Raw genomic sequence first — 18848 nt, forward strand, 5'->3', positions numbered from 1 at the left:
ATTAGGCCGCCTCGGCGGCCGTTGGTTCCCCGGCCCGGGTAAAGCTGAACTGGCCGGGCTTCTGGATCGGATCCGTTTCGACGCGGATCGTGTCCTTCGGGCCGAAGGTACCGTCCAGCAGCAGCCGCGACAAGGGATTCTCGATGCGGTGCTGGATGGCCCGCTTGAGCGGCCGCGCACCGAACACCGGGTCGAATCCGACCTTGGCGATCTCGGCCAGCGCCGCCGGCGTCACCTCCAGCCCCAGGTCCATCTTGGCCAAGCGCGCCTGCAGCACCTTCAGCTGAATTTCCGCGATGGCCTCGATGTTCTTCGCGTCGAGCGCGTGGAACACCACCGTTTCGTCGATGCGATTCAGAAACTCGGGGCGGAAGTAGTTCTTCAGTTCGTCCCACACCGCGTCCTTGATCTCCTCGCCAGGCCGTCCCACCATCTGCTGGATGATGGGCGAGCCGATGTTGCTGGTCATCACGATCACCGCGTTCTTGAAGTCCACGGTGCGGCCCTGGCCGTCGGTGAGGCGGCCATCGTCGAGCACCTGCAAGAGCACGTTGAAGACGTCGGGGTGCGCCTTCTCGACCTCGTCGAGCAGCACCACGCTGTAGGGCTTGCGGCGCACCGCTTCGGTCAGGTAGCCGCCCTCTTCGTAGCCCACGTAGCCGGGCGGCGCACCGATGAGGCGCGCCACCGAATGCTTCTCCATGAACTCGCTCATGTCGATGCGGATGAGATGGTCTTCGCTGTCGAACAGGAAGCCCGCCAGCGCCTTGCACAGCTCGGTCTTGCCCACACCCGTGGGGCCGAGGAACAGGAAGGAACCGGTGGGACGGTTCGGGTCGGACAGGCCCGAGCGCGAACGGCGGATGGCGTTGGACACGGCGGCAATCGCCTCGTCCTGGCCCACCACGCGCTCGTGCAGCTTGTCTTCCATTTGCAAGAGCTTCTCGCGCTCGCCCTGCATCAGCTTGGACACCGGAATACCCGTGGCGCGCGCCACCACCTCGGCGATCTCTTCGGCGCCGACCTGGGTGCGCAGCAGCTTGGGCGCGCTCGACTTGCCCTTCTTCTCTTCGCTGGCCAGCGCTTCCTTCAAACGCTTTTCCAGGCCCGGCAGCTGCCCGTATTGCAGCTCGGCCACCTTGTTGAAGTCGCCCTTGCGGGTGAACTCCTCGATCTGGAACTTAAGCTTGTCGATCTCTTCGCGGATCTGCGCGCTGCCCTGGGCCTGCGCCTTCTCGGCCTGCCAGATCTCGTCGAGATCGGCGATTTCCTTTTGCAGCTTGGCGATCTCTTCCTCGATCAGGGAAAAGCGCTTCTGCGAGGCTTCGTCCTTCTCGCGGCGCACGGCCTCGCGCTCGATCTGCAGCTGGATCAGGCGGCGGTCCAGCCGGTCCATCACCTCGGGCTTGGAATCCATCTCGATCTTGATCTTGGCGGCGGCCTCGTCGATGAGGTCGATGGCCTTGTCGGGCAGGAAGCGGTCGGTGACGTAGCGGTCGCTCAATTCGGCCGCGGCCACGATGGCCGGGTCGGTGATCTCCACGCCGTGGTGCAGCTCGTACTTTTCCTGCAGTCCGCGCAGGATGGCGATGGTGGCCTCCACGCTGGGCTCGCCCACCAGGATCTTCTGGAAGCGGCGCTCCAGCGCGGCGTCCTTCTCGATGTACTTGCGGTATTCGTCCAGGGTGGTGGCGCCCACGCAATGCAGTTCGCCTCGCGCGAGGGCCGGCTTGAGCATGTTGCCGGCGTCCATCGCGCCCTCGGCCTTGCCGGCGCCCACCATGGTGTGCAGTTCGTCGATGAAGACGATGGTCTGGCCCTCGTCCTTGGCCAACTCGTTCAGCACCGTCTTCAGGCGCTCCTCGAACTCGCCGCGGAACTTGGCACCGGCCAGGAGGGCCGCCATGTCGAGCGACAGCACGCGCTTGTTCTTCAGCGACTCGGGGACCTCGCCGGCCACGATGCGCTGGGCCAGGCCTTCGACGATGGCGGTCTTGCCGACGCCGGGTTCGCCGATCAGCACGGGGTTGTTCTTGGTGCGGCGCTGCAGCACCTGGATGGCGCGGCGGATTTCCTCGTCGCGGCCGATCACCGGGTCGAGCTTGCCCAGGCGGGCGCGCTCGGTGAGGTCGAGGCAGTATTTTTTGAGGGCTTCGCGCTGACCTTCGGCATCGGCGCTGTTCACGCCCTGGCCGCCGCGCACCGCGTCGATCGCGGCTTCCAGCGATTTGCGGCTGAGGCCGTTCTCCTTGGCCAACCTGCCGATGTCGGCCTTGCTGTCGGCCACGGCCAGCAAGAAGAGCTCGCCGGCAATGAACTGGTCATTGCGCTTGATCGACTCCCTCTCGGTGGCCTGCAGCAGCTTGACCAGTTCGGGGCCGACCTGGACCACGTCATGGCCCTGGACCTGCGGCAGCTTCTTGATCGCGGCTTCGCTGGCCTTGATGAGCCCCGGCACGTTGGCGCCGGCGCGCTCGAGCAGCGCACGCGGCCCGTCATCCTGGCGCAACATGGCGAGCAAGAGGTGGACCGGTTCGATATAAGCGTTGTCGCTTCCGAGCGCGAGCGACTGTGCGTCGGCCAGGGCTTCTTGAAACTTGGTGGTGAATTTGTCTTGGCGCATTGGCTTGATTCCTGCAATCAAAATAGGGGCTTGGCCGGCCGATTCAAGGGTGCGCGAGCACCATCTGCCGCGATTTGATCCATCTCACAGTCAACACAACAACCCAAAGCATTGGAGTCGACGATGTCCTTTTCAAGACGTGACGTCCTGTCCGCCGGCCTGCGCGGCGCCGTGGCCCTGGGCGGCCTTGCATCGCTGGCCAGCCTGGCACAGGCCCAGGGCAGCGGCACGCCGATCCGCATCCTGGTCGGCTTTCCGGCCGGCGGCGGCAGCGATGCCATTGCCCGCACCCTGGCCGACAAGCTCAAGGACGAACTCGGCATGCCGGTGGTGGTGGAAAACCGCGGCGGCGCCGGCGGCCAGATCGCCGCCCAGGCGCTCAAGGCGGCGGCGCCCGACGGCCACACGCTGTTCCTCTCGCATGACCACAGCATCTCCATCCTGCCGCAGGTGGTCAAGAACCCGGGATTCAACCCTGCCACCGACTTCGTGGCGGTGGCTGGCTTTGCCACCTTCGCCAATGCGCTGGCGCTGTCGGGCGGCACGCCTGCCAAGACGGTCAACGAGTACGTCAACTGGGTGCGCAGCAAGGGCGGTGGCAAGGGCACCATCGGCATACCGGCGCCGGCCTCGATCCCCGAGTTCCTGGTCAAGATGGTGGGCGACAAGTACAAGCTCGACCTGCAGAGCGCACCCTACCGCGGCAGCGCACCCATGATGGCCGACATGCTGGGCAACCAGATCAATGCCGGCATCGGCTCGGTGCCCGACTTCATCGAGAACCACAAGGCCGGCAAGCTGCGCATCGTGGCGACCATCGGCGCCAGGCGCCAGGCCCTGCTGCCGCAGGTGCCGACCTTTGCCGAGCTGGGCTTCGCGAACCTGGACGACCTGCCCTACTACGGCATCTTCGCGCCGGTAGGCACGCCGCAGGCCTTCATCGATCGCTTCGGCGCGGCGCTGTCCAAGGTGCTGGCCATGCCGGATGTGCGCAGCAAGCTCACCGCCCTGGGCCTCGCGGTGGGCTTCGAGCCGCAGGGCCAGTTCGCCGGGCGCGTGCGCAGCTACACGCAGACCTGGGAACGGATCATCAAGGCGAGTGGGTTCAAGGCGCAGTGAGCATCACCCCGGCAGCCATCAGGCGTTGCCGGCTTCGATGCCCCAGCGCGCCAGCGCCTTGTCGTCGGCCACCCGCGCGTCGACCCAGCGCGCGCCTTCGGGCGTCTCTTCCTTTTTCCAGAAGGGCGCCTGGGTCTTGAGGTAGTCCATCAGGAATTCGCAGGCCTGGAAGCTCTCGCCGCGGTGGGCGGAGATGACGGCCACCATCATGATCTGGTCGAGCGGCTGCAAGAGGCCCACGCGATGGATCACGCGCGCGCCCAGGATGTCGAAGCGCCGATGCGCCTCGTCGATCATGGCCTCGATGGCCTTCTCGGTCATGCCGGGGTAATGCTCCAGCTCCATCGAGGCGACCGTGCTGCCATCGTTGCGGTCGCGCACCGTGCCGATGAAGCTGCAGACAGCCCCAACGTGCGCGTCCTGGCCGCGCAGGGCGGCGATTTCGGCCTGCAGATCGAAGTCCTGGGTCTGGATGAAAACGCGCGGCTGGCTCATGCGGGCCATTGTGGCATCGGGCGAAGAGCCGCTAGACTTGCACGATGCCCATGTCCCTTGTGTGCTCGTCGTCACCTTCGCCCGAAGGCTGCTTCGTCCTGCGCCAATCGGTCAGCGGCAAGGCCTCCAAAAAACCCCAGCTCGTCTGACCGGAGCTGCGGCTCCGTCGTCGGATGAGCGACGGAACCGGCCAGCTTCCCCATGGCTCCAGCTTGTGTTGTGCGCGCGTCCGGCGATGGTTCCTTCCATCGGTCGGCATCTTGTTCAAGGACATCGCGTGCAACAACAACCTGCTTCATCCCCTTCTTTCAGCGGCCTGTGGATTCCGCTCGTCACGCCCTTTCTTCGCGACGGCGCCGTCGACCACACCGCGCTCAGAACACTTGTGCGGCGCCTCGCCGGCGAGGGCATCGACGGCTTCGTGGTGTGCGGCTCCACCGGCGAGGCGGCGGCGCTCGATGAAGACGAGCAGCTGGCGGTGCTGGACACCGTGGCCGCCGCGGCACCCGAGCTGCCGCGCATCATGGGCGTGAGCGGCTACCACCTGGGCAAGATGCTCGGCTGGATCGAGCGGCTTAACCAGCGGGCGCTGGCGGGCCTGCTGGTGCCGGCGCCCCACTACATCCGCCCCTCGCAAGAAGGCCTGCTCCAATGGTTCGAGGCGATTGCCAAGGCCAGCGCGGCGCCCATCGTCGTCTATGACATTCCCTATCGCACCGGGTCCACGCTGGCGCTCCAGACTCTGCTACGCCTGGCGGCTCATCCGCAGATTCGCGCGATCAAGGATTGCGGCGGCGACACCGGCAAGACCCAGGCACTGACCGCCGACGGACGCCTGGCAGTGTTGGCGGGCGAGGACGCGCAGATCTTTTCCACCGTGGCCCAAGGAGGCGCGGGTGCCATTGCGGCCAGCGCCCATGTGCGGACGCGGCAGTTCGCGCAAGTCATCGAGCACCTTCGTGCGGGCCGGCTCGAACAGGCGCGCAGCCAATGGCAGCCACTGCTGCCGCTGATCGAACTGCTCTTTGCCGATGCCAACCCCGGCCCGCTGAAGGCCCTGCTGGCGCGCGAGGGCTTGATCCAGGAGGAGCTGCGTGCGCCCATGACGCGCGCCAGCGATGCGGTGCGCGAAAGCCTGGCGGGGCTTCTCAGCCGCCGGTGACCGGCGGGAAGAAGGCCACCTCGCAACCCTCGCGCAGGGCCGCGTCTTCGGCGCTCATGACCTGATCGAGCGCCATGCGCACCGCGCGGCCGCGCGCCAGCGCCTGTGCATGAGCACCGCCGCGCGCGATCAGTTCGTCGCGCAGTCCGGCCAGCGTGGTGGCCGCACTCTCGACGCTTTCGCTGCCGGTACCCAGGGCCTCGCGCACCGAGGCGAAATAGCGCACGTGAACCTTGGTCGTCATGCCAGCAGGGAAGCGAAGGAAATGAACTGGACGAGGTCGCCGGCCTTGAAGGGCTGGCCGGCCGGCGTGTCGATCACGCCGTCGCCCCACACGGTGGAGGTGAGCACGCCCGAGCTCTGGTTGGAAAACAGATCGAGCCCGCCAGCCGCGTTGCGCCGCGCGCGCAGGAACTCGCGGCGCCGGTCGGCGCGCGGCCAGTCGAAATCGGCGCGCATCGGCACGGGCTGCGGCGCCACGCGGGTGGCGCCTTGCAGCGTGAGCAGGAAGGGGCGCACCAGCAGCAGGAAAGTCAGGAAACTGGACACCGGGTTGCCCGGCAGCCCGCAGATGTGCGCATCGCCGATGCGGCCATACGCAAAGGGCTTGCCGGGTTTCATCGAGAGCGACCACAGCTCCAGGCTGCCCAGCGCCTGCACGGCGGCCTTGATATGGTCTTCCTCGCCCACCGACACGCCGCCGGTGGTGACGATCAGGTCGTGGCTGGCGGCGGCCTGGCGCAGCGCCTCGATCGTGGCCTCGCGCTTGTCGGGCACGATGCCCAGGTCGCTCACCTCGCAGCCTAGGCGGCGCAGCAGCGCGCGCATGAAGAAGCGGTTGGAGTTGTAGATGGCACCGGGCTTCATGTCCTGCGGCGCCACTTCGCCGGGCATCACCAGCTCGTCGCCGGTCGACAGCAGGGCCACACGCGGACGCATGGACACTTCCAGCGTGTCCATGCCGATGCTGGCCGCCAGGCCCAGGGCCTGCGGCGTCAGGCGCTCGCCACGGTGCAGCACCACGTCGCCGCTGGCCACGTCCTCGCCGGCGCGGCGAATCCATTGACCGGCCGTGGGCGGCGCCTCGACGCGCACCCGGCCCAGGCCATCGCCTTCCAGGGGGGCCGTGTCTTCCTGCATGACCACCGCGTCGGCGCCTTCGGGAATCTGGGCGCCGGTGAAGATGCGTGCGGCGCTGCCGGCGGCCAGGGGCGTGCCCACGATGCCGGCGGGAATGCGCTGCGCCACCGACAACACGGCGCCCGGCTGGGCGCAATCGGCGGCGCGTACCGCGTAGCCGTCCATCGCGCTGTTGTCGCGCGGCGGCACGGTGAGCGCGGAGACCGCATCCTGCGCCAGCACCCGGCCGTCGGCCTCGAAGGTGGACACGCGCTCGGTGCGAAGGCGCGGCTGCGCGTTTTCCAGAAGGCGCGCCAACGCCTCGTCCAAGGGCATCAAGGGAGGGCGCTTGCCTTCAGACATAGAGCTCGGCGTTGTATTCGAAGCGGTCGGCGCTATCGAGCAGCCATTGGCCGATCGCGTCGGCATCGTTGACGTCGAAGACCGGCAGGCCGGTGGGCTGCGGCAGCTTGCCGGCCGCGTCGGTGGCGATGGCGCAGATGTAGTCGTCGTCGGGGTACAGCACCGGGCGCGCCACCGAGCCCGGCTCGGGCTGGCGCCACACCTCGATCTTCAAGAGGTCGCTGTGCTTGAAGCCCTCGACCAGCACCCAGTCCACGCCTTCGTAGAGCTCGGCGATCAGATGGTGCACGTTCAGCTGCGCCGGCTGCTCGAACTCGCGGATCAGCGCCAGGCGCTTGTCCGATGCCACGACCACCTCGAAGGCACCGGCCTCGCGGTGGCGATGCGTGTCCTTGCCGGGATGGTCGATGTCGAACTTGTGGTGCGCATGCTTGACCACCGACACGCGCTGCCCCTGCAGCTTGAGTACGGGAATGAGGCGCTCCACCAGCGTGGTCTTGCCCGCGCCCGAGTAGCCCGAAAAGCCGATCACCTTCATCGCACCACCTTGTCGTCTCCTGCCGCTTGAGGCCAGCGCCCCATGCGCCGGCTGCGCCAATTCAATCGCAGTGCTGCGAAATGTATCGCTTGACGGCTTCGACGTCCGCCGGCAGCCGGGTTACCCGCTTGGGCAGTGCTTCAATGCCGACGAAGCGCGCCGGGCGATCCGGCTCGTGGCCCAGGGCCTCGACGATGCTGGCGGCGAACTTGATCGGCAGCGCGGTTTCCAGAACGATCATCGGCACGCCGGGCGCGAGGTGCTCGCGGGCGGCCTTCAGGCCGTCGGCCGTGTGGGTGTCGATCAGCGTGGCGAAGCGCTTGTCGGTGTCGCGGATGGTGGCGATGCGGTCGGCGTGCGTGCTGCTGCTGCTGACAAAGCCGAAGCGCGTGGCTGCCTGGGCGAAAGCCGGGTCCTGGCTCAGATCGAAGCGGCCGGATTTGCCCAGCTCGCCTTCGAACAGCGCGCGGGCCCTGCCGGCGTCGCGGCCCAGCAGGTCGAACATGAAGCGCTCGAAATTGCTGGCCTTGCTGATGTCCATCGAAGGGCTCGAGGTTTCGTGGGTGTCGGCCGCGCCGCGCACCCGGTAGACGCCGGTGCGGAAGAACTCGTCGAGCACGTCGTTCTCGTTGGTCGCCACCACGAGTTGATGGATCGGCAGCCCCATCGAGCGGGCCACGTGGCCGGCGCAGACGTTGCCGAAGTTGCCAGAGGGCACGGCGAAGCTGACCTTCTGTTCATTGGAGGCGGTCGCCTGGAAGTAGCCGGCGAAGTAATACACCACCTGCGCCAAGAGGCGCGCCCAGTTGATCGAGTTGACGGTGCCGATCTTGTACTGGCGCTTGAAGGCCAGGTCGTTGGACACCGCCTTCACGATGTCCTGGCAGTCGTCGAACACGCCTTCGATCGCCAGGTTGTGGATGTTGGCGTCCTGCAGGCTGAACATCTGGGCCTGCTGAAAGGGGCTCATGCGGCCATCGGGCGAGGTCATGAAGACGCGCACGCCCTTCTTGCCGCGCATCGCGTACTCGGCGGCGCTGCCGGTGTCGCCGCTGGTGGCGCCCAGGATGTTGAGCTCTTCGCCGCGGCGCGCCAGCTCGTACTCGAACAGGTTGCCCAGGAGCTGCATCGCCATGTCCTTGAAGGCCAGGGTCGGGCCGTTGGACAGGGCTTCCAGGTAGACGCCGTCTTCCAGCTCGCGCAAGGGGACGATCTCTTCCGTGCCGAAAACCTCGGCCGTGTAGGTCTTGGCGCACAGGGCGCGCAGGTCGGCCGGCGGGATGTCGTCGATGTAGAGCGACAGCACTTCGAAGGCCAGTTCCGCATAGGGCAGCACGCGCCACTTGTCGAGCGTGGCGGCGTCGACCTGCGGATAGTGCTCGGGCAGGTACAGGCCGCCGTCGGGCGCCAGGCCCTCGAGCAGGATCTCGCAGAAGCGCCGGCGGTCGCGGTGGCCGCGCGTGGAGAGGTAGCGCATCACGACAACTCTTCCTTGCGCAGGCGCACGATCGGCGCCAGCACCGTGGGCAACGCCTGCAGCTGCGCCATGGCGTCGTCCAGCGTGCCCTCACGGACGTCGTGCGTGAGGATGATGACATCGGTCTGGGTCGAGCCCTCGCCGCCTACTTCGTCGGCTTCGCGCTGCAGCACCGCGTCGATGCTGATGCCGGCCGTGGCCAGGAGGCCCGTGACCTTGGCCAGCACGCCGGCCTCGTCGGCCACGCGCATGCGCAGGTAATAGCTGGTGACCACCTCGCGCATCGGCAGGATCTCGAGGTCGCTCATGGCATGCGGATGGAAGGCCAGGTGCGGCACGCGATGCGCCGCGTCGGCCGTGTGCAGGCGGGTGATGTCGACCAGGTCGGCGATCACGGCGCTGGCCGTGGGCTCGCTGCCGGCCCCCTTGCCGTAGTAGAGCGTGGTGCCGACGGCGTCGCCGTTGACCACCACCGCGTTCATCGCACCCTCGACGTTGGCCAGCAGGCGCTTGGAGGGCACCAGGCTGGGGTGCACGCGCAGCTCGATGCCGTTGGCCTTGCGCTTGGTGATGCCCAAAAGCTTGATGCGGTAGCCCAGCTGCTCGGCGTACTTGATGTCCTGCGCGGCCAGCTTGGTGATGCCTTCCACGTGCGCCTTGTCGAACTGCACGGCAGTGCCAAAGGCGATGGCGCTCATCAGCGTGACCTTGTGGGCCGCGTCCACGCCCTCGATGTCGAAGGTCGGGTCGGCTTCGGCGTAGCCCAGGCGCTGCGCTTCTTTGAGCACGGTCTCGAAGTCCAGGCCCTTGTCGCGCATCTCGGACAGGATGAAGTTGGTCGTGCCGTTGATGATGCCGGCGATCCACTGGATCGAGTTGGCCGTCAGGCCTTCGCGCAGTGCCTTGATGATCGGGATGCCGCCGGCCACCGCGGCCTCGAAGGCCACCATCACGCCTTTGGCGTGCGCCGCCGCGAAGATCTCGGTGCCATGCACGGCCAGGAGCGCCTTGTTGGCCGTCACCACGTGCTTGCCGGCCGCAATGGCTTCCAGCACCAGCTGCCGGGCGATGCCGTAGCCGCCGATCAGCTCGATCACGATGTCGATGTCGGGGTTGGCAATGACGGCGCGCGCGTCGTTCACCACCTGCACGCCCTCGCCCGCCACAGCCTGGGCACGGGTGGTATCGAGGTCGGCCACCATGGTGATCTCGATGCCGCGGCCGGCGCGGCGCTTGATCTCTTCCTGATTGCGTTGCAGGACCTTGAAGGTGCCGCTGCCGACGGTGCCGGCGCCAAGCAGGCCGACCTGGATGGGTTTCATGGATTCAGTCATTTCAATCAAAGGCGCCGCAGCGTCGGGAAAAGAGATGTGGGGAGATTCAGGCGCTGTGCCGCTTGCGATAGCGCTCGAGGAAGCGCGCGATGCGGCCGATGGCCTCGCGCAGGTCTTCCTCATGGGGCAGGAAAACGATGCGGAAGTGGTCGGGCGTGGCCCAGTTGAAACCGGTGCCCTGCACCAGCATCACCTTGGTTTCCTTCAGCAGTTCCAGGAAGAACTGCCGATCGTCCTCGATCGGGTAGACCTTGGGATCGAGCTTGGGGAACATGTACAGCGCCGCCGTGGGCCGCACGCAGCTCACGCCCGGAATCTGCGTGATCAGCTCATAGGCCAGGTCGCGCTGGCGGCGCAGGCGCCCGCCGTCGCCGGTCAGGTCGTTGATGCTCTGGTAGCCGCCCAGCGCGGTCTGGATCGCCCATTGGCCGGGCACGTTGGCGCACAGCTTCATGTTCGAGAGCATGTTCAGGCCCTCGATGTAGTCACCCGCGTTCGACTTGTCGCCCGACACCACCAGCCAGCCCGCGCGATAGCCGCAGGAGCGGTAGCTCTTGGACAGCGAATTGAAGGTGAGCGTGAGCACGTCGCTCGACAGGCTGCCCAGCGCCGTGTGCTTGACGCCGTCGTACAGCACCTTGTCGTACACCTCGTCGGCCAGGATCACCAGGCCGTGCTCGCGCGCGATCTGCACAATGCCCTTGAGGAGTTCGTCCGAATAGACCACCCCGGTCGGATTGTTCGGATTGATGACGACGATGCCCTTGGTGCGCGGCGTGATCTTGGCGCGGATGTCGTCCAGGTTCGGCATCCAGTGGCTGGCCTCGTCGCAGATGTAGTGCACAGGCCGGCCGCCCGACAGGCTGGTGACGGCGGTCCACAGGGGATAGTCCGGCGCCGGCAGGAGCAGCTCGTCGCCGTCGTCGAGCAGTGCGTTGGTGGCCATGGCGATCAGCTCACTGGCGCCGTTGCCCAGGTAGACGTCGTCCAGCGTGACCCCCGCAATCCCTTGCTGCTGGGTGTAGTGCATGACCGCCTTGCGCGCCGCGAAGATGCCCTTGCTGTCCGAATACCCGGCCGAGTTGGGCAGGTTGCGGATCATGTCCTGCTGCACTTCTTCCGGCGCATCGAAACCGAACACGGCCAGATTGCCGAGATTCAGTTTGATGATCTTGTGCCCCTCTTCCTCCATCTGCTTGGCCGCATCCATGATCGGACCACGAATGTCATAGAGCACATTGGCCAGCTTGGCGGATTTCGAAATGGTCTTCAAAGGCCCTCCGGGGCGTACTTTTACGGGGGAAAACCTATAATTTGACCACAGATCGCCACCCCATTCGATGAAGCTGCAACCCGACAAGTCCGACGTCCAGACCCTCACCGCGCACGGCCCCGGCTGGGTGGCCATCAACAACGAGAAGGTCGAAGGCAGTGTGGTGGTGGGCTCCCGCGGCGAACGCTTTGCCTGGGACTGCGGCCATTTCGACGAACTGGGTGCCCGGCACTTCGAGCAATTGGCCGGTTTGGGCGCCGAACTGGTCATCTTCGGTAGCGGTGCGCGCATCCGTTTCCCCAAAGCCGCCTGGCTCACGGCACTGATGGCCAAGCGCACCGGTGTCGAAACCATGGACACCGGCGCCGCCTGCCGCACCTACAACATTCTTGCGGCCGAGGGCCGCCATGTGGTCGCGGCCTTGCTGGTGGAGCTCCCGCCGGATGCCGGTTAGGCAGAGTCCTTCAAGGCGCGGGTGTTTGGTACCCGTTCACAGCCTGTTGGGACAGGTTTCGGGGTAAAATTACAGGTTGCAATCTGAATGGCCGGCCCCGATTTCATTGAGGATTCCCGCACGGAGTCCGCAATTGAATCTGCCAGTGCACCAGGCGCACCGAAGGGTGCCCAAATGTACAGGAGGTGCTTTCCGTTCGCGTTGCGTCCGGACTGGCCGTTTTTTCTCGGTGTCCGGGCTCACAGGTGCGCAACGACCAACCTTCCTTGCGGGGAATCTAAGCGGAGATACACAGTTTCATGGCGATCGTTGTCAATAAACCAATTCCAGAATTCGAAGCCAATGCCACCGGTGGCATCAAGGTCTCCAACACCTCGCACTTGGGCCACGTGCTGGTGATGTACTTCTACCCCAAGGACAACACGCCGGGCTGCACCACGGAAGCCATGCAATTCCGCGATCGCTACAAGGATTTCGAGAAGGCCGGCGCCACCGTGTTCGGTGTCTCGCGCGACAACATGAAGTCGCACGACGAGTTCAAGGCCAAGCTCGAGCTGCCCTTCGAACTGATCGCCGACACGGAAGAAAAGATGTGCCACATGTTCGGCGTGGTCAAGAACAAGATCATGTACGGCAAGAAGGTCAAGGGCATCGAACGCAGCACCTTCCTGATCGGTGCCGATGGCGTGCTCAAGGCCGAATGGCGCGGCCTGAAGGTCCCCGGCCATGTCGACGACGTGCTCAAGGCCGTCAAGGCGCTCAAGAAGGCCGCCTGACCCTCTTGATGGGTGCTCTTTTGCGCAGACACGTTGGTGGTGCGCAACGGCCCCAACTGCTGTCACGCGTGGTGTGCATAATGGCTTCATGCCGTTGACGCCCGCGACCGCATTCACCGCAAAAAGCCGCCTTGAGCTCAAGGCGGCTTTTTTGCTTTCCGGCCCTGCCCTTTCCTCACTTCCAGCGAGCGAACCGCCACATGCCTCTGCCTCCCGCCCCCACGAAACGCGCTGCATTCCTGTCGCCGGACGCGCTCGACGCGCCGGCGCGAACCTCGCATAAGGGCGCCCGCCGCGCCAACGACCGTCGCCCCGACGATCGGGCGCCTGCCGGTCCCCAGGCCCTCGAGTTGTTCGATCGGCATGCCACCGATGCCGGCGGCATACAGGAAATCGTCCCCCCCGGCGCACTTCAAGCCCTGGTGCCCGCCCCGGCCGCGCCCAAGGCCAAGCGCCGCAGCGCCGATGTCCTGCCCGCCGTGCCGTCCCTGGCGCCCCAGCCGGCGCCGCGCGCCAAACGCGGCAAATCGAATGGGCTGACCAAGCTCTTCGTGCTCGACACCAACGTGCTGCTGCACGACCCGACCTGCTTGTTCCGCTTCGAGGAACACGACATCTTCCTGCCGATGATCGTGCTGGAAGAACTGGACGGCCACAAGAAGGGAACGACCGAAGTCGCCCGCAACGGGCGCCAGAGCAGCCGCACGCTGGACGCGCTGGCCGCGGCCCAGGGCGCCGACATCGGCAAGGGCCTGAAGCTCGATTCCACCGGGCACAAGGAGGCCGGCGGCAAGCTTTTCTTCCAGACCTCACCGCTCGAATACACGCTGCCCACCAGCCTGCCCCAGGGCAAGGCCGACAACCAGATCCTGGGCGTGGTGCAGGCGCTGCGCGACCGTTACGCGGCAGACGCGCCGGGTCAACCCAAGCTGGACGTGGTGCTGGTGTCCAAGGACATCAACATGCGCGTCAAGGCGCGGGCCTTGGGCCTGGCTGCCGACGACTACCAGAACGACAAGACGCTGGAAGACGGCGACCTGCTCTATTCCGGCTCCCTGGCCCTGCCGCCCGACTTCTGGACGCGCCAGAGCAAGACGGTGGAAAGCTGGCAAAGCGGCAGCAGCACCTTCTATCGCATCAGCGGTCCGATCGTGCCCAGCCTGTACATCAACCAGTTCGTGTTTTTCGAGGCCCCCGGCGAGCCCAGCATGTACGCCCGCGTGACCGAGATCCGCGAGAACACGGCTGTGCTCAAGACCTTGAAGGACTATTCGTCCGGCAAGAACGCGGTGTGGGGCGTCACCACCCGCAATCGCGAGCAGAACTTCGCGATGAACCTGCTGATGGACCCGGACGTCGACTTCGTCACCCTCACCGGCACCGCCGGCACCGGCAAGACGCTGATGGCACTCGCCTCTGGCTTGACGCAGGTGCTGGACGATCGCCGCTACACAGAGATCATCATGACCCGCGCCACCGTCAGCGTGGGCGAGGACATCGGTTTCCTGCCCGGCACCGAGGAAGAAAAGATGGGCCCCTGGATGGGGGCGCTGGACGACAACCTCGAGTTTCTGGCCAAAGGCGACGGCGGCGGCGCCGGCGAATGGGGGCGCGCCGCCACCAACGAGCTGATCCGCAGCCGCATCAAGATCAAGAGCATGAACTTCATGCGCGGGCGCACCTTCATGAACAAGTACGTCATCATCGACGAGGCGCAGAACCTGACGCCCAAGCAGATGAAGACGCTGATCACCCGCGCCGGCCCGGGCACCAAGATCATCTGCATGGGCAACATCGCGCAGATCGATACGCCCTACCTGACCGAAGGGTCTTCGGGCCTCACCTACGCGGTCGACCGCTTCAAGGGCTGGCCGCACGGCGGGCACATCACGCTGGCACGGGGCGAGCGCTCGCGCCTGGCGGATTTCGCGAGCGATGCACTTTAGGGCCTCCCGGCTTTTCACTGCGCTTCGCTGCGTGTAATTCGCCACCTCCCGAGGAGGGGACCTCACCTGCGGCCCGGCGAAGCCGGTTCCGCGGTGCGGGACTGGAACAGGGGCGCGCCGTTCCGGCGGGCTGTTATCAAACAACTGACGCAAAGCTCCTGACATCACGTTGTCAGGAGCTGGCGCGCAGCATGGAGGCTCGCATTTCCATTGCGAAAGGAGAGTGCCTCATGCCAAACGCCATCAACTGGTTCGAAATTCCTGTTTCCGATATCGATCGTGCACAGCGCTTCTACGAAGCCGTGCTTGCGCGCACGCTGCGCCGCGAAACCATGGGCGATCAAGTCCTGGCCGTATTTCCCTACGACGAGCCCAACGCAGGCGGCTGCCTGCTGGCTGACGCGAACAAGCCCGCCGCCAACGGGCAAGGCGTTCGCATCTACCTGGACTGCATGCCCGGCATCGATGCAGCGCTGAAGCGCGTCGAGACATCGGGCGGTGCCGTGGTCGTGGCCAAGACAGCCCTGCCGCCGAGCATGGGCTTCTTCGCCCACGTGCGCGACACCGAAGGCAACGTCATCGGCCTGCATGCCCTGGCCTGAGGAAGCCGGAGTGAGCATGCATCCGCAACTTCGACGCCGCGAAGCTTTCAGCGTCGCCGGCCTCACCACCCGCACCTGCAACAAGGACGAGCGCGATCCCCGTTCGGCCCGCATCGGCAAGCTCTGGAGCCGCTTCTTCGACGAATGCGCCTACGAAGCGCCGCATCGCGTGGGCGACATGCGCCTGTATGGCGTGTATTCCGGCTATGAGGCCGGCGATGACGGCGCCTTCAACATCACCGCCGGCGTGGCCGTGTCGGGCGATCCGGCGACGGTGCACATCGAGGCCGGCGAATACCTGGTCTTCAGCGGCCAAGGCCAGATGCCGCAATTGGTGCTCGCGTTGTGGCAATCGATCTGGCAGTATTTCGAGGATCATCCCGAAATCCGGCGCACCTACCGCAGCGATTTCGAATCCTACGGCGGACCCGATCAGGTCGACATCCACATCGGTGTGGACGCGCGCGAGCGCGAGCCCGTCTGAACGCCCACACGTCAACCATCAATGCGCCGCGCCGACCGCCTGTTCCAGATCGTCCAACTCATCCGTGGCCGACGCCTCACGACCGCCGCCTTCCTGGCGCAGCGGCTGGAGGTGTCGGAACGCACCATCTACCGCGACGTGGCCGACCTGCAGGTGCAGGGCGTGCCGATCGAGGGCGAGGCCGGTGTCGGCTACCGGCTGGGCACCGGCTTTGACCTGCCGCCGCTGATGTTCACCCAGGAGGAAGCAACGGCGTTGGTCGCTGCCGCCCGGCTGGCGCAAAGCTGGGTGGACCCGGCCATGGCGCGCGATATCCAGACGGCCATCGGCAAGGTGGTCTCGGTGTTGCCACCGGTGGCACGCGCCTCGGCAGAAAGCCTGGCGCTGTTTGCGCCGGCGCCTTCCTGGGCACTCGACGACGCCACGCGCATGCGCCTGCAGACTCTGCGCGAAGCCGTGCAGTCGCGGCACAAGCTGCGTATGCGCTACCACGACGTGATCGGCTCGCCCAGCCAGCGCGTGGTGCGCCCGCTCGGCTGCTTCTACTGGGGCAAGGTCTGGACTTTTTCCGCCTGGTGCGAGCTGCGCCAGGACTTCCGGGGCTTTCGCGTCGACCGCATCGACGACATCGAGGTGCTGCCAGAGCGCTTCCAGGAGGAGGACGGCAAGACCTTGGCCGAGATGCTGCGCCGGCTGCAGGCCGACCCCTCGCGCGTGATGTAGCGCGAGCCCGCCCCGGGAAGGTCGGCGGATCAGTAGTCCATGCCGCCGCCCGCCAGGTTCTCGAACTTGGTCAGCGGCTTCAGGAAAGCGAGCTTCACGGTACCCGTCGGGCCGTTGCGGTGCTTGCTGATGATCACCTCGGCAACGCCCGGCTCCTTGCTGTCCTTGTTGTAGTAGTCGTCGCGGTAGATGAACATGATGATGTCCGCGTCCTGCTCGATGGCGCCGGATTCGCGCAGGTCGCTCATCATGGGACGCTTGTCGGTGCGGCTTTCCACCCCGCGGCTGAGCTGCGACAGCGCGATCACCGGGCACTTGAGTTCCTTGGCCAGCATCTTCAGGCCGCGCGAGATTTCGCCCACGGCCGTGGCGCGGTTTTCGTCCGCCATGCCGCTGGACACGCTCATCAGCTGCAGGTAGTCGACCACGATCAGGCCCAGCCGCCCGTACTGACGCGCCAGGCGCCGCGAATTGGCGCGCAGCTCGCTGGTGGTGAGGCCCGGCGTTTCGTCGATATGCAGCGACACGGTGCGCAGCTTTTCGATGGCTTCGGTCAGGCGCGGCCATTCCTCGTCGGTGAGTCGGCCGGTGCGCAGGTGGCCCTGGTCGATGCGGCCGATGGAGCCCACGATACGCACCGCCAGCTGCGAGGCGCCCATTTCCATGGAGAAAACCGCCACCGGCAGGCCTTCCTCGATGGCCACGTGCTCGGCAATGTTGATGGCCAGCGAGGTCTTGCCCATCGAGGGTCGGGCGGCCAGCACGATCATGTCGCCGGGCTGCAGGCCCGAGGTCATCTTGTCGAATTCGTAGAAGCCGGTGCGAACGCCCGTGATGTCGTTCGGGTTGTCGGCCATTTCGGTCACGCGGTCCAGGAGCTCGACCACCAGGGAATCCATGCTCTGGAAGCCCTGCTTCATCCGGGTGCCCTCTTCCCCGATGTGGAAGATCTTCTGCTCGGCCTCGTCCAGGATCTTGTCGACCGGCTTGCCCTGCGGATTGAAGGCATTGGTGGCGATCTCGTCGCTGGCGCTCACCAGCTTGCGCAGGATCGAGCGCTCGCGCACGATTTCCGCGTAGCGGCGGATGTTGCTCGCACTCGGCACGTACTGCGCGAGCGAATTGAGATACACCAGCCCGCCGATTTCTTCGGACTTTCCAAGGCTCTGCAAGTTCTCGTAGACCGTGATCACGTCCGCCGGCTTGCTGGCGTTGATGAGCTGCTCCATCGACGTGAAGATCAGCTTGTGCTCGTGGCGGTAAAAGTCGCCTTCCGCCAGCAGGTCGCCCACGCGGTCCCAGGCGCCGTTGTCGAGCAGCAGGCCGCCGAGCACGCTCGACTCGGCTTCGATGGAATGCGGGGGAACGCGCAGCTGGGCAACCTGACGGTCGCCCGAGGAGTCGTTGTCTGCGTACGAAAAGACTGCTGACATAGATTTCTTGGAGCCCTGCATGCTACGGCGCATGACGCCGCCCGTCACTGGACAAAGCTGTGAATAACCGGTGATCTTCCAGTGCACCGGGCTGGACAACCTGGGCACGGCCAAAAAACAAAGGCCGCCCGGAGGCGGCCTTTGCATCGATGCGCGCTTGAAAAAGCGCGCTCGGGGGATCAGGCGCTTTCGCCGTAGACCGTAACGTTGATCTCGACGACCACGTCGGTGTGCAATGCCACCGACACGGTGCTGTCGCCAACCACCTTGATCGGGCCGTTGGGCATGCGCACTTGTGCCTTCACGACCTTGTAGCCTTGCTTATTCAGCTCTTCGGCGATGTCGTGGTTGGTGACCGAACCGAACAGGCGGCCGTCAACGCCGGCCTTCTGCGTCAGCTTGATCGTGGTGCCAGCCAGCTTTTCGCCTTGGGCCTGCGATTCGGCCAGCTTGGCGGCAGCAGCCTTCTCGAGTTCGGCGCGCTTGGCGGCGAACTCAGCCTTGTTGGCTTCGGTGGCGCGGCGGGCGCGGCCCGTGGGGATCAGGAAGTTGCGGGCGTAGCCGTCCTTGACCTTGACGATTTCGCCCAGGGTGCCCAGGTTGACAACCTTGTCCAGAAGAATGACTTGCATGTTCGTTTCTCCTTAGACGCGGTGCTGATCGGTGTAGGGCACCATCGCGAGGAAGCGGGCACGCTTGATCGCAGTGTTCAGCTGACGCTGATAGATCGCACGCGTGCCGGTCAGGCGCGCGGGGATGATCTTGCCGTTTTCGCTGATGAAGTCACGCAGCGTGTCGACATCCTTGTAGTCGATTTCTTCGACGCCGGCGACGGTGAAACGGCAGAAGCGCTTGCGCTTGAACAGCAGCGACTGGGTGTTGCGCTTGGGGCGCTTGTCTTTGTTGAATTTCTTGAACGTGGCCATT

Annotated in this window: 19 protein-coding genes; 8 read left to right on the plus strand and 11 right to left on the minus strand. The window is 65.7% G+C overall.

All coding sequences use genetic code 11. The features are described 5' to 3' along the window. Position 1: 1 nt before the first annotated feature. Positions 2-2623, minus strand: a complete 2622-nt coding sequence (gene clpB / locus ACIPRI_RS00120; RefSeq protein ID WP_446587236.1) for an ATP-dependent chaperone ClpB — start codon at positions 2621-2623, stop codon at positions 2-4. A 123-nt stretch (positions 2624-2746) separates the two neighbouring features. On the opposite strand from clpB, the gene ACIPRI_RS00125 reads away from it, so the two are divergent. Next, a complete protein-coding gene (locus tag ACIPRI_RS00125) occupies positions 2747-3742 on the plus strand; it encodes a Bug family tripartite tricarboxylate transporter substrate binding protein (protein WP_446587238.1) in 996 nt (331 codons plus the stop codon). A gap of 18 nt (positions 3743-3760) precedes the next feature. On the opposite strand, the gene ACIPRI_RS00130 is transcribed toward ACIPRI_RS00125, so the two are convergent. Next, a complete protein-coding gene (locus tag ACIPRI_RS00130; RefSeq protein ID WP_446587240.1) occupies positions 3761-4237 on the minus strand; it encodes a molybdenum cofactor biosynthesis protein MoaE in 477 nt (158 codons plus the stop codon). Positions 4238-4514: 277 nt separating this feature from the next. Between ACIPRI_RS00130 and dapA the strand changes: the two genes are divergently transcribed. Next, positions 4515-5399 carry a 4-hydroxy-tetrahydrodipicolinate synthase gene (dapA, locus tag ACIPRI_RS00135; RefSeq protein ID WP_446587242.1) on the plus strand — a complete coding sequence of 295 codons (885 nt, stop codon included), beginning with the start codon at positions 4515-4517 and terminating at the stop codon, positions 5397-5399. Here dapA and moaD read toward each other — a convergent pair. The 6 genes from moaD to ACIPRI_RS00165 are packed head-to-tail and all read right to left on the minus strand — an operon-like array spanning position 5386 to position 11503. After that, positions 5386-5643: a molybdopterin converting factor subunit 1 gene (gene moaD, locus ACIPRI_RS00140; RefSeq protein WP_446587244.1), complete on the minus strand. Its 258-nt coding sequence runs from the start codon at positions 5641-5643 to the stop codon at positions 5386-5388. The two genes, dapA and moaD, sit on opposite strands and share 14 nt — an antisense overlap. Next, positions 5640-6854, minus strand: a complete 1215-nt coding sequence (locus ACIPRI_RS00145; protein WP_446620342.1) for a molybdopterin molybdotransferase MoeA — start codon at positions 6852-6854, stop codon at positions 5640-5642. Before ACIPRI_RS00145 ends, moaD begins: the two co-directional genes overlap by 4 nt. A 19-nt stretch (positions 6855-6873) precedes the next feature. Beyond that, positions 6874-7455: a molybdopterin-guanine dinucleotide biosynthesis protein B gene (gene mobB, locus ACIPRI_RS00150; protein ID WP_446620343.1), complete on the minus strand. Its 582-nt coding sequence runs from the start codon at positions 7453-7455 to the stop codon at positions 6874-6876. Between the two features lie 25 nt (positions 7456-7480). Next, complete coding sequence (gene thrC, locus ACIPRI_RS00155; protein WP_446587246.1) at positions 7481-8896, minus strand: threonine synthase; 1416 nt, start codon at positions 8894-8896, stop codon at positions 7481-7483. Then, complete coding sequence (locus ACIPRI_RS00160) at positions 8896-10218, minus strand: homoserine dehydrogenase (protein WP_446587248.1); 1323 nt, start codon at positions 10216-10218, stop codon at positions 8896-8898. Before ACIPRI_RS00160 ends, thrC begins: the two co-directional genes overlap by 1 nt. Positions 10219-10276: 58 nt before the next feature. Next, positions 10277-11503, minus strand: coding sequence for a pyridoxal phosphate-dependent aminotransferase (locus ACIPRI_RS00165; RefSeq protein WP_446587251.1), 1227 nt, complete (start codon positions 11501-11503; stop codon positions 10277-10279). A gap of 67 nt (positions 11504-11570) precedes the next feature. Here ACIPRI_RS00165 and ACIPRI_RS00170 point away from each other — a divergent pair, with 67 nt between their 5' ends. The 6 genes from ACIPRI_RS00170 (at position 11571) to ACIPRI_RS00195 (ending at position 16488) form a co-directional block, all read left to right on the plus strand. After that, entirely contained in the window at positions 11571-11957 is a 387-nt protein-coding gene (locus tag ACIPRI_RS00170; RefSeq protein ID WP_446587253.1) for an Mth938-like domain-containing protein, read from the plus strand. Positions 11958-12256: 299 nt separating this feature from the next. Then, positions 12257-12733, plus strand: a complete 477-nt coding sequence (locus ACIPRI_RS00175) for a peroxiredoxin (RefSeq protein ID WP_446587255.1) — start codon at positions 12257-12259, stop codon at positions 12731-12733. A 200-nt stretch (positions 12734-12933) separates the two neighbouring features. Beyond that, on the plus strand, positions 12934-14679 hold the full coding sequence (locus ACIPRI_RS00180) for a PhoH family protein (RefSeq protein ID WP_446587257.1): 1746 nt from the start codon (positions 12934-12936) through the stop codon (positions 14677-14679). 230 nt (positions 14680-14909) lie between these two features. Beyond that, positions 14910-15281: a VOC family protein gene (locus tag ACIPRI_RS00185; RefSeq protein WP_446587259.1), complete on the plus strand. Its 372-nt coding sequence runs from the start codon at positions 14910-14912 to the stop codon at positions 15279-15281. 16 nt (positions 15282-15297) lie between these two features. Then, the gene (locus ACIPRI_RS00190) at positions 15298-15765 is read left to right on the plus strand and encodes a GyrI-like domain-containing protein (protein WP_446587261.1); all 468 of its coding nucleotides are present in this window, start codon (positions 15298-15300) and stop codon (positions 15763-15765) included. A gap of 21 nt (positions 15766-15786) precedes the next feature. After that, a complete protein-coding gene (locus ACIPRI_RS00195) occupies positions 15787-16488 on the plus strand; it encodes a helix-turn-helix transcriptional regulator (RefSeq protein WP_446587264.1) in 702 nt (233 codons plus the stop codon). Positions 16489-16517: 29 nt separating this feature from the next. Here the strand turns inward: ACIPRI_RS00195 and dnaB are convergent, their stop codons facing one another. From dnaB to rpsR, 3 genes are all read right to left on the minus strand, one after another. Next, complete coding sequence (gene dnaB / locus ACIPRI_RS00200) at positions 16518-17921, minus strand: replicative DNA helicase (protein WP_446587266.1); 1404 nt, start codon at positions 17919-17921, stop codon at positions 16518-16520. A 179-nt stretch (positions 17922-18100) separates the two neighbouring features. Beyond that, on the minus strand, positions 18101-18553 hold the full coding sequence (rplI, locus tag ACIPRI_RS00205; protein WP_446587268.1) for a 50S ribosomal protein L9: 453 nt from the start codon (positions 18551-18553) through the stop codon (positions 18101-18103). Positions 18554-18565: 12 nt separating this feature from the next. Further along, the gene (rpsR, locus tag ACIPRI_RS00210) at positions 18566-18847 is read right to left on the minus strand and encodes a 30S ribosomal protein S18 (protein WP_446587271.1); all 282 of its coding nucleotides are present in this window, start codon (positions 18845-18847) and stop codon (positions 18566-18568) included. Position 18848: the final 1 nt, after the last annotated feature.

This window comes from Variovorax sp. LARHSF232 (genome assembly GCF_052871435.1).

Coding starts and splice junctions, on each gene's coding strand:
- ACIPRI_RS00160 (WP_446587248.1), bottom strand. CDS start 10,218: ATGAAACCCATCCAGGTCGGCCTGCTTGGCGCCGGCACCGTCGGCAGC.
- rpsR (WP_446587271.1), bottom strand. CDS start 18,847: ATGGCCACGTTCAAGAAATTCAACAAAGACAAGCGCCCCAAGCGCAAC.
- ACIPRI_RS00180 (WP_446587257.1), top strand. CDS start 12,934: ATGCCTCTGCCTCCCGCCCCCACGAAACGCGCTGCATTCCTGTCGCCG.
- clpB (WP_446587236.1), bottom strand. CDS start 2,623: ATGCGCCAAGACAAATTCACCACCAAGTTTCAAGAAGCCCTGGCCGAC.
- ACIPRI_RS00185 (WP_446587259.1), top strand. CDS start 14,910: ATGCCAAACGCCATCAACTGGTTCGAAATTCCTGTTTCCGATATCGAT.
- ACIPRI_RS00195 (WP_446587264.1), top strand. CDS start 15,787: ATGCGCCGCGCCGACCGCCTGTTCCAGATCGTCCAACTCATCCGTGGC.
- dnaB (WP_446587266.1), bottom strand. CDS start 17,921: ATGTCAGCAGTCTTTTCGTACGCAGACAACGACTCCTCGGGCGACCGT.
- moaD (WP_446587244.1), bottom strand. CDS start 5,643: ATGACGACCAAGGTTCACGTGCGCTATTTCGCCTCGGTGCGCGAGGCC.
- ACIPRI_RS00175 (WP_446587255.1), top strand. CDS start 12,257: ATGGCGATCGTTGTCAATAAACCAATTCCAGAATTCGAAGCCAATGCC.
- ACIPRI_RS00130 (WP_446587240.1), bottom strand. CDS start 4,237: ATGAGCCAGCCGCGCGTTTTCATCCAGACCCAGGACTTCGATCTGCAG.
- ACIPRI_RS00170 (WP_446587253.1), top strand. CDS start 11,571: ATGAAGCTGCAACCCGACAAGTCCGACGTCCAGACCCTCACCGCGCAC.
- ACIPRI_RS00125 (WP_446587238.1), top strand. CDS start 2,747: ATGTCCTTTTCAAGACGTGACGTCCTGTCCGCCGGCCTGCGCGGCGCC.
- rplI (WP_446587268.1), bottom strand. CDS start 18,553: ATGCAAGTCATTCTTCTGGACAAGGTTGTCAACCTGGGCACCCTGGGC.
- ACIPRI_RS00145 (WP_446620342.1), bottom strand. CDS start 6,854: ATGCCCTTGGACGAGGCGTTGGCGCGCCTTCTGGAAAACGCGCAGCCG.
- ACIPRI_RS00190 (WP_446587261.1), top strand. CDS start 15,298: ATGCATCCGCAACTTCGACGCCGCGAAGCTTTCAGCGTCGCCGGCCTC.
- thrC (WP_446587246.1), bottom strand. CDS start 8,896: ATGCGCTACCTCTCCACGCGCGGCCACCGCGACCGCCGGCGCTTCTGC.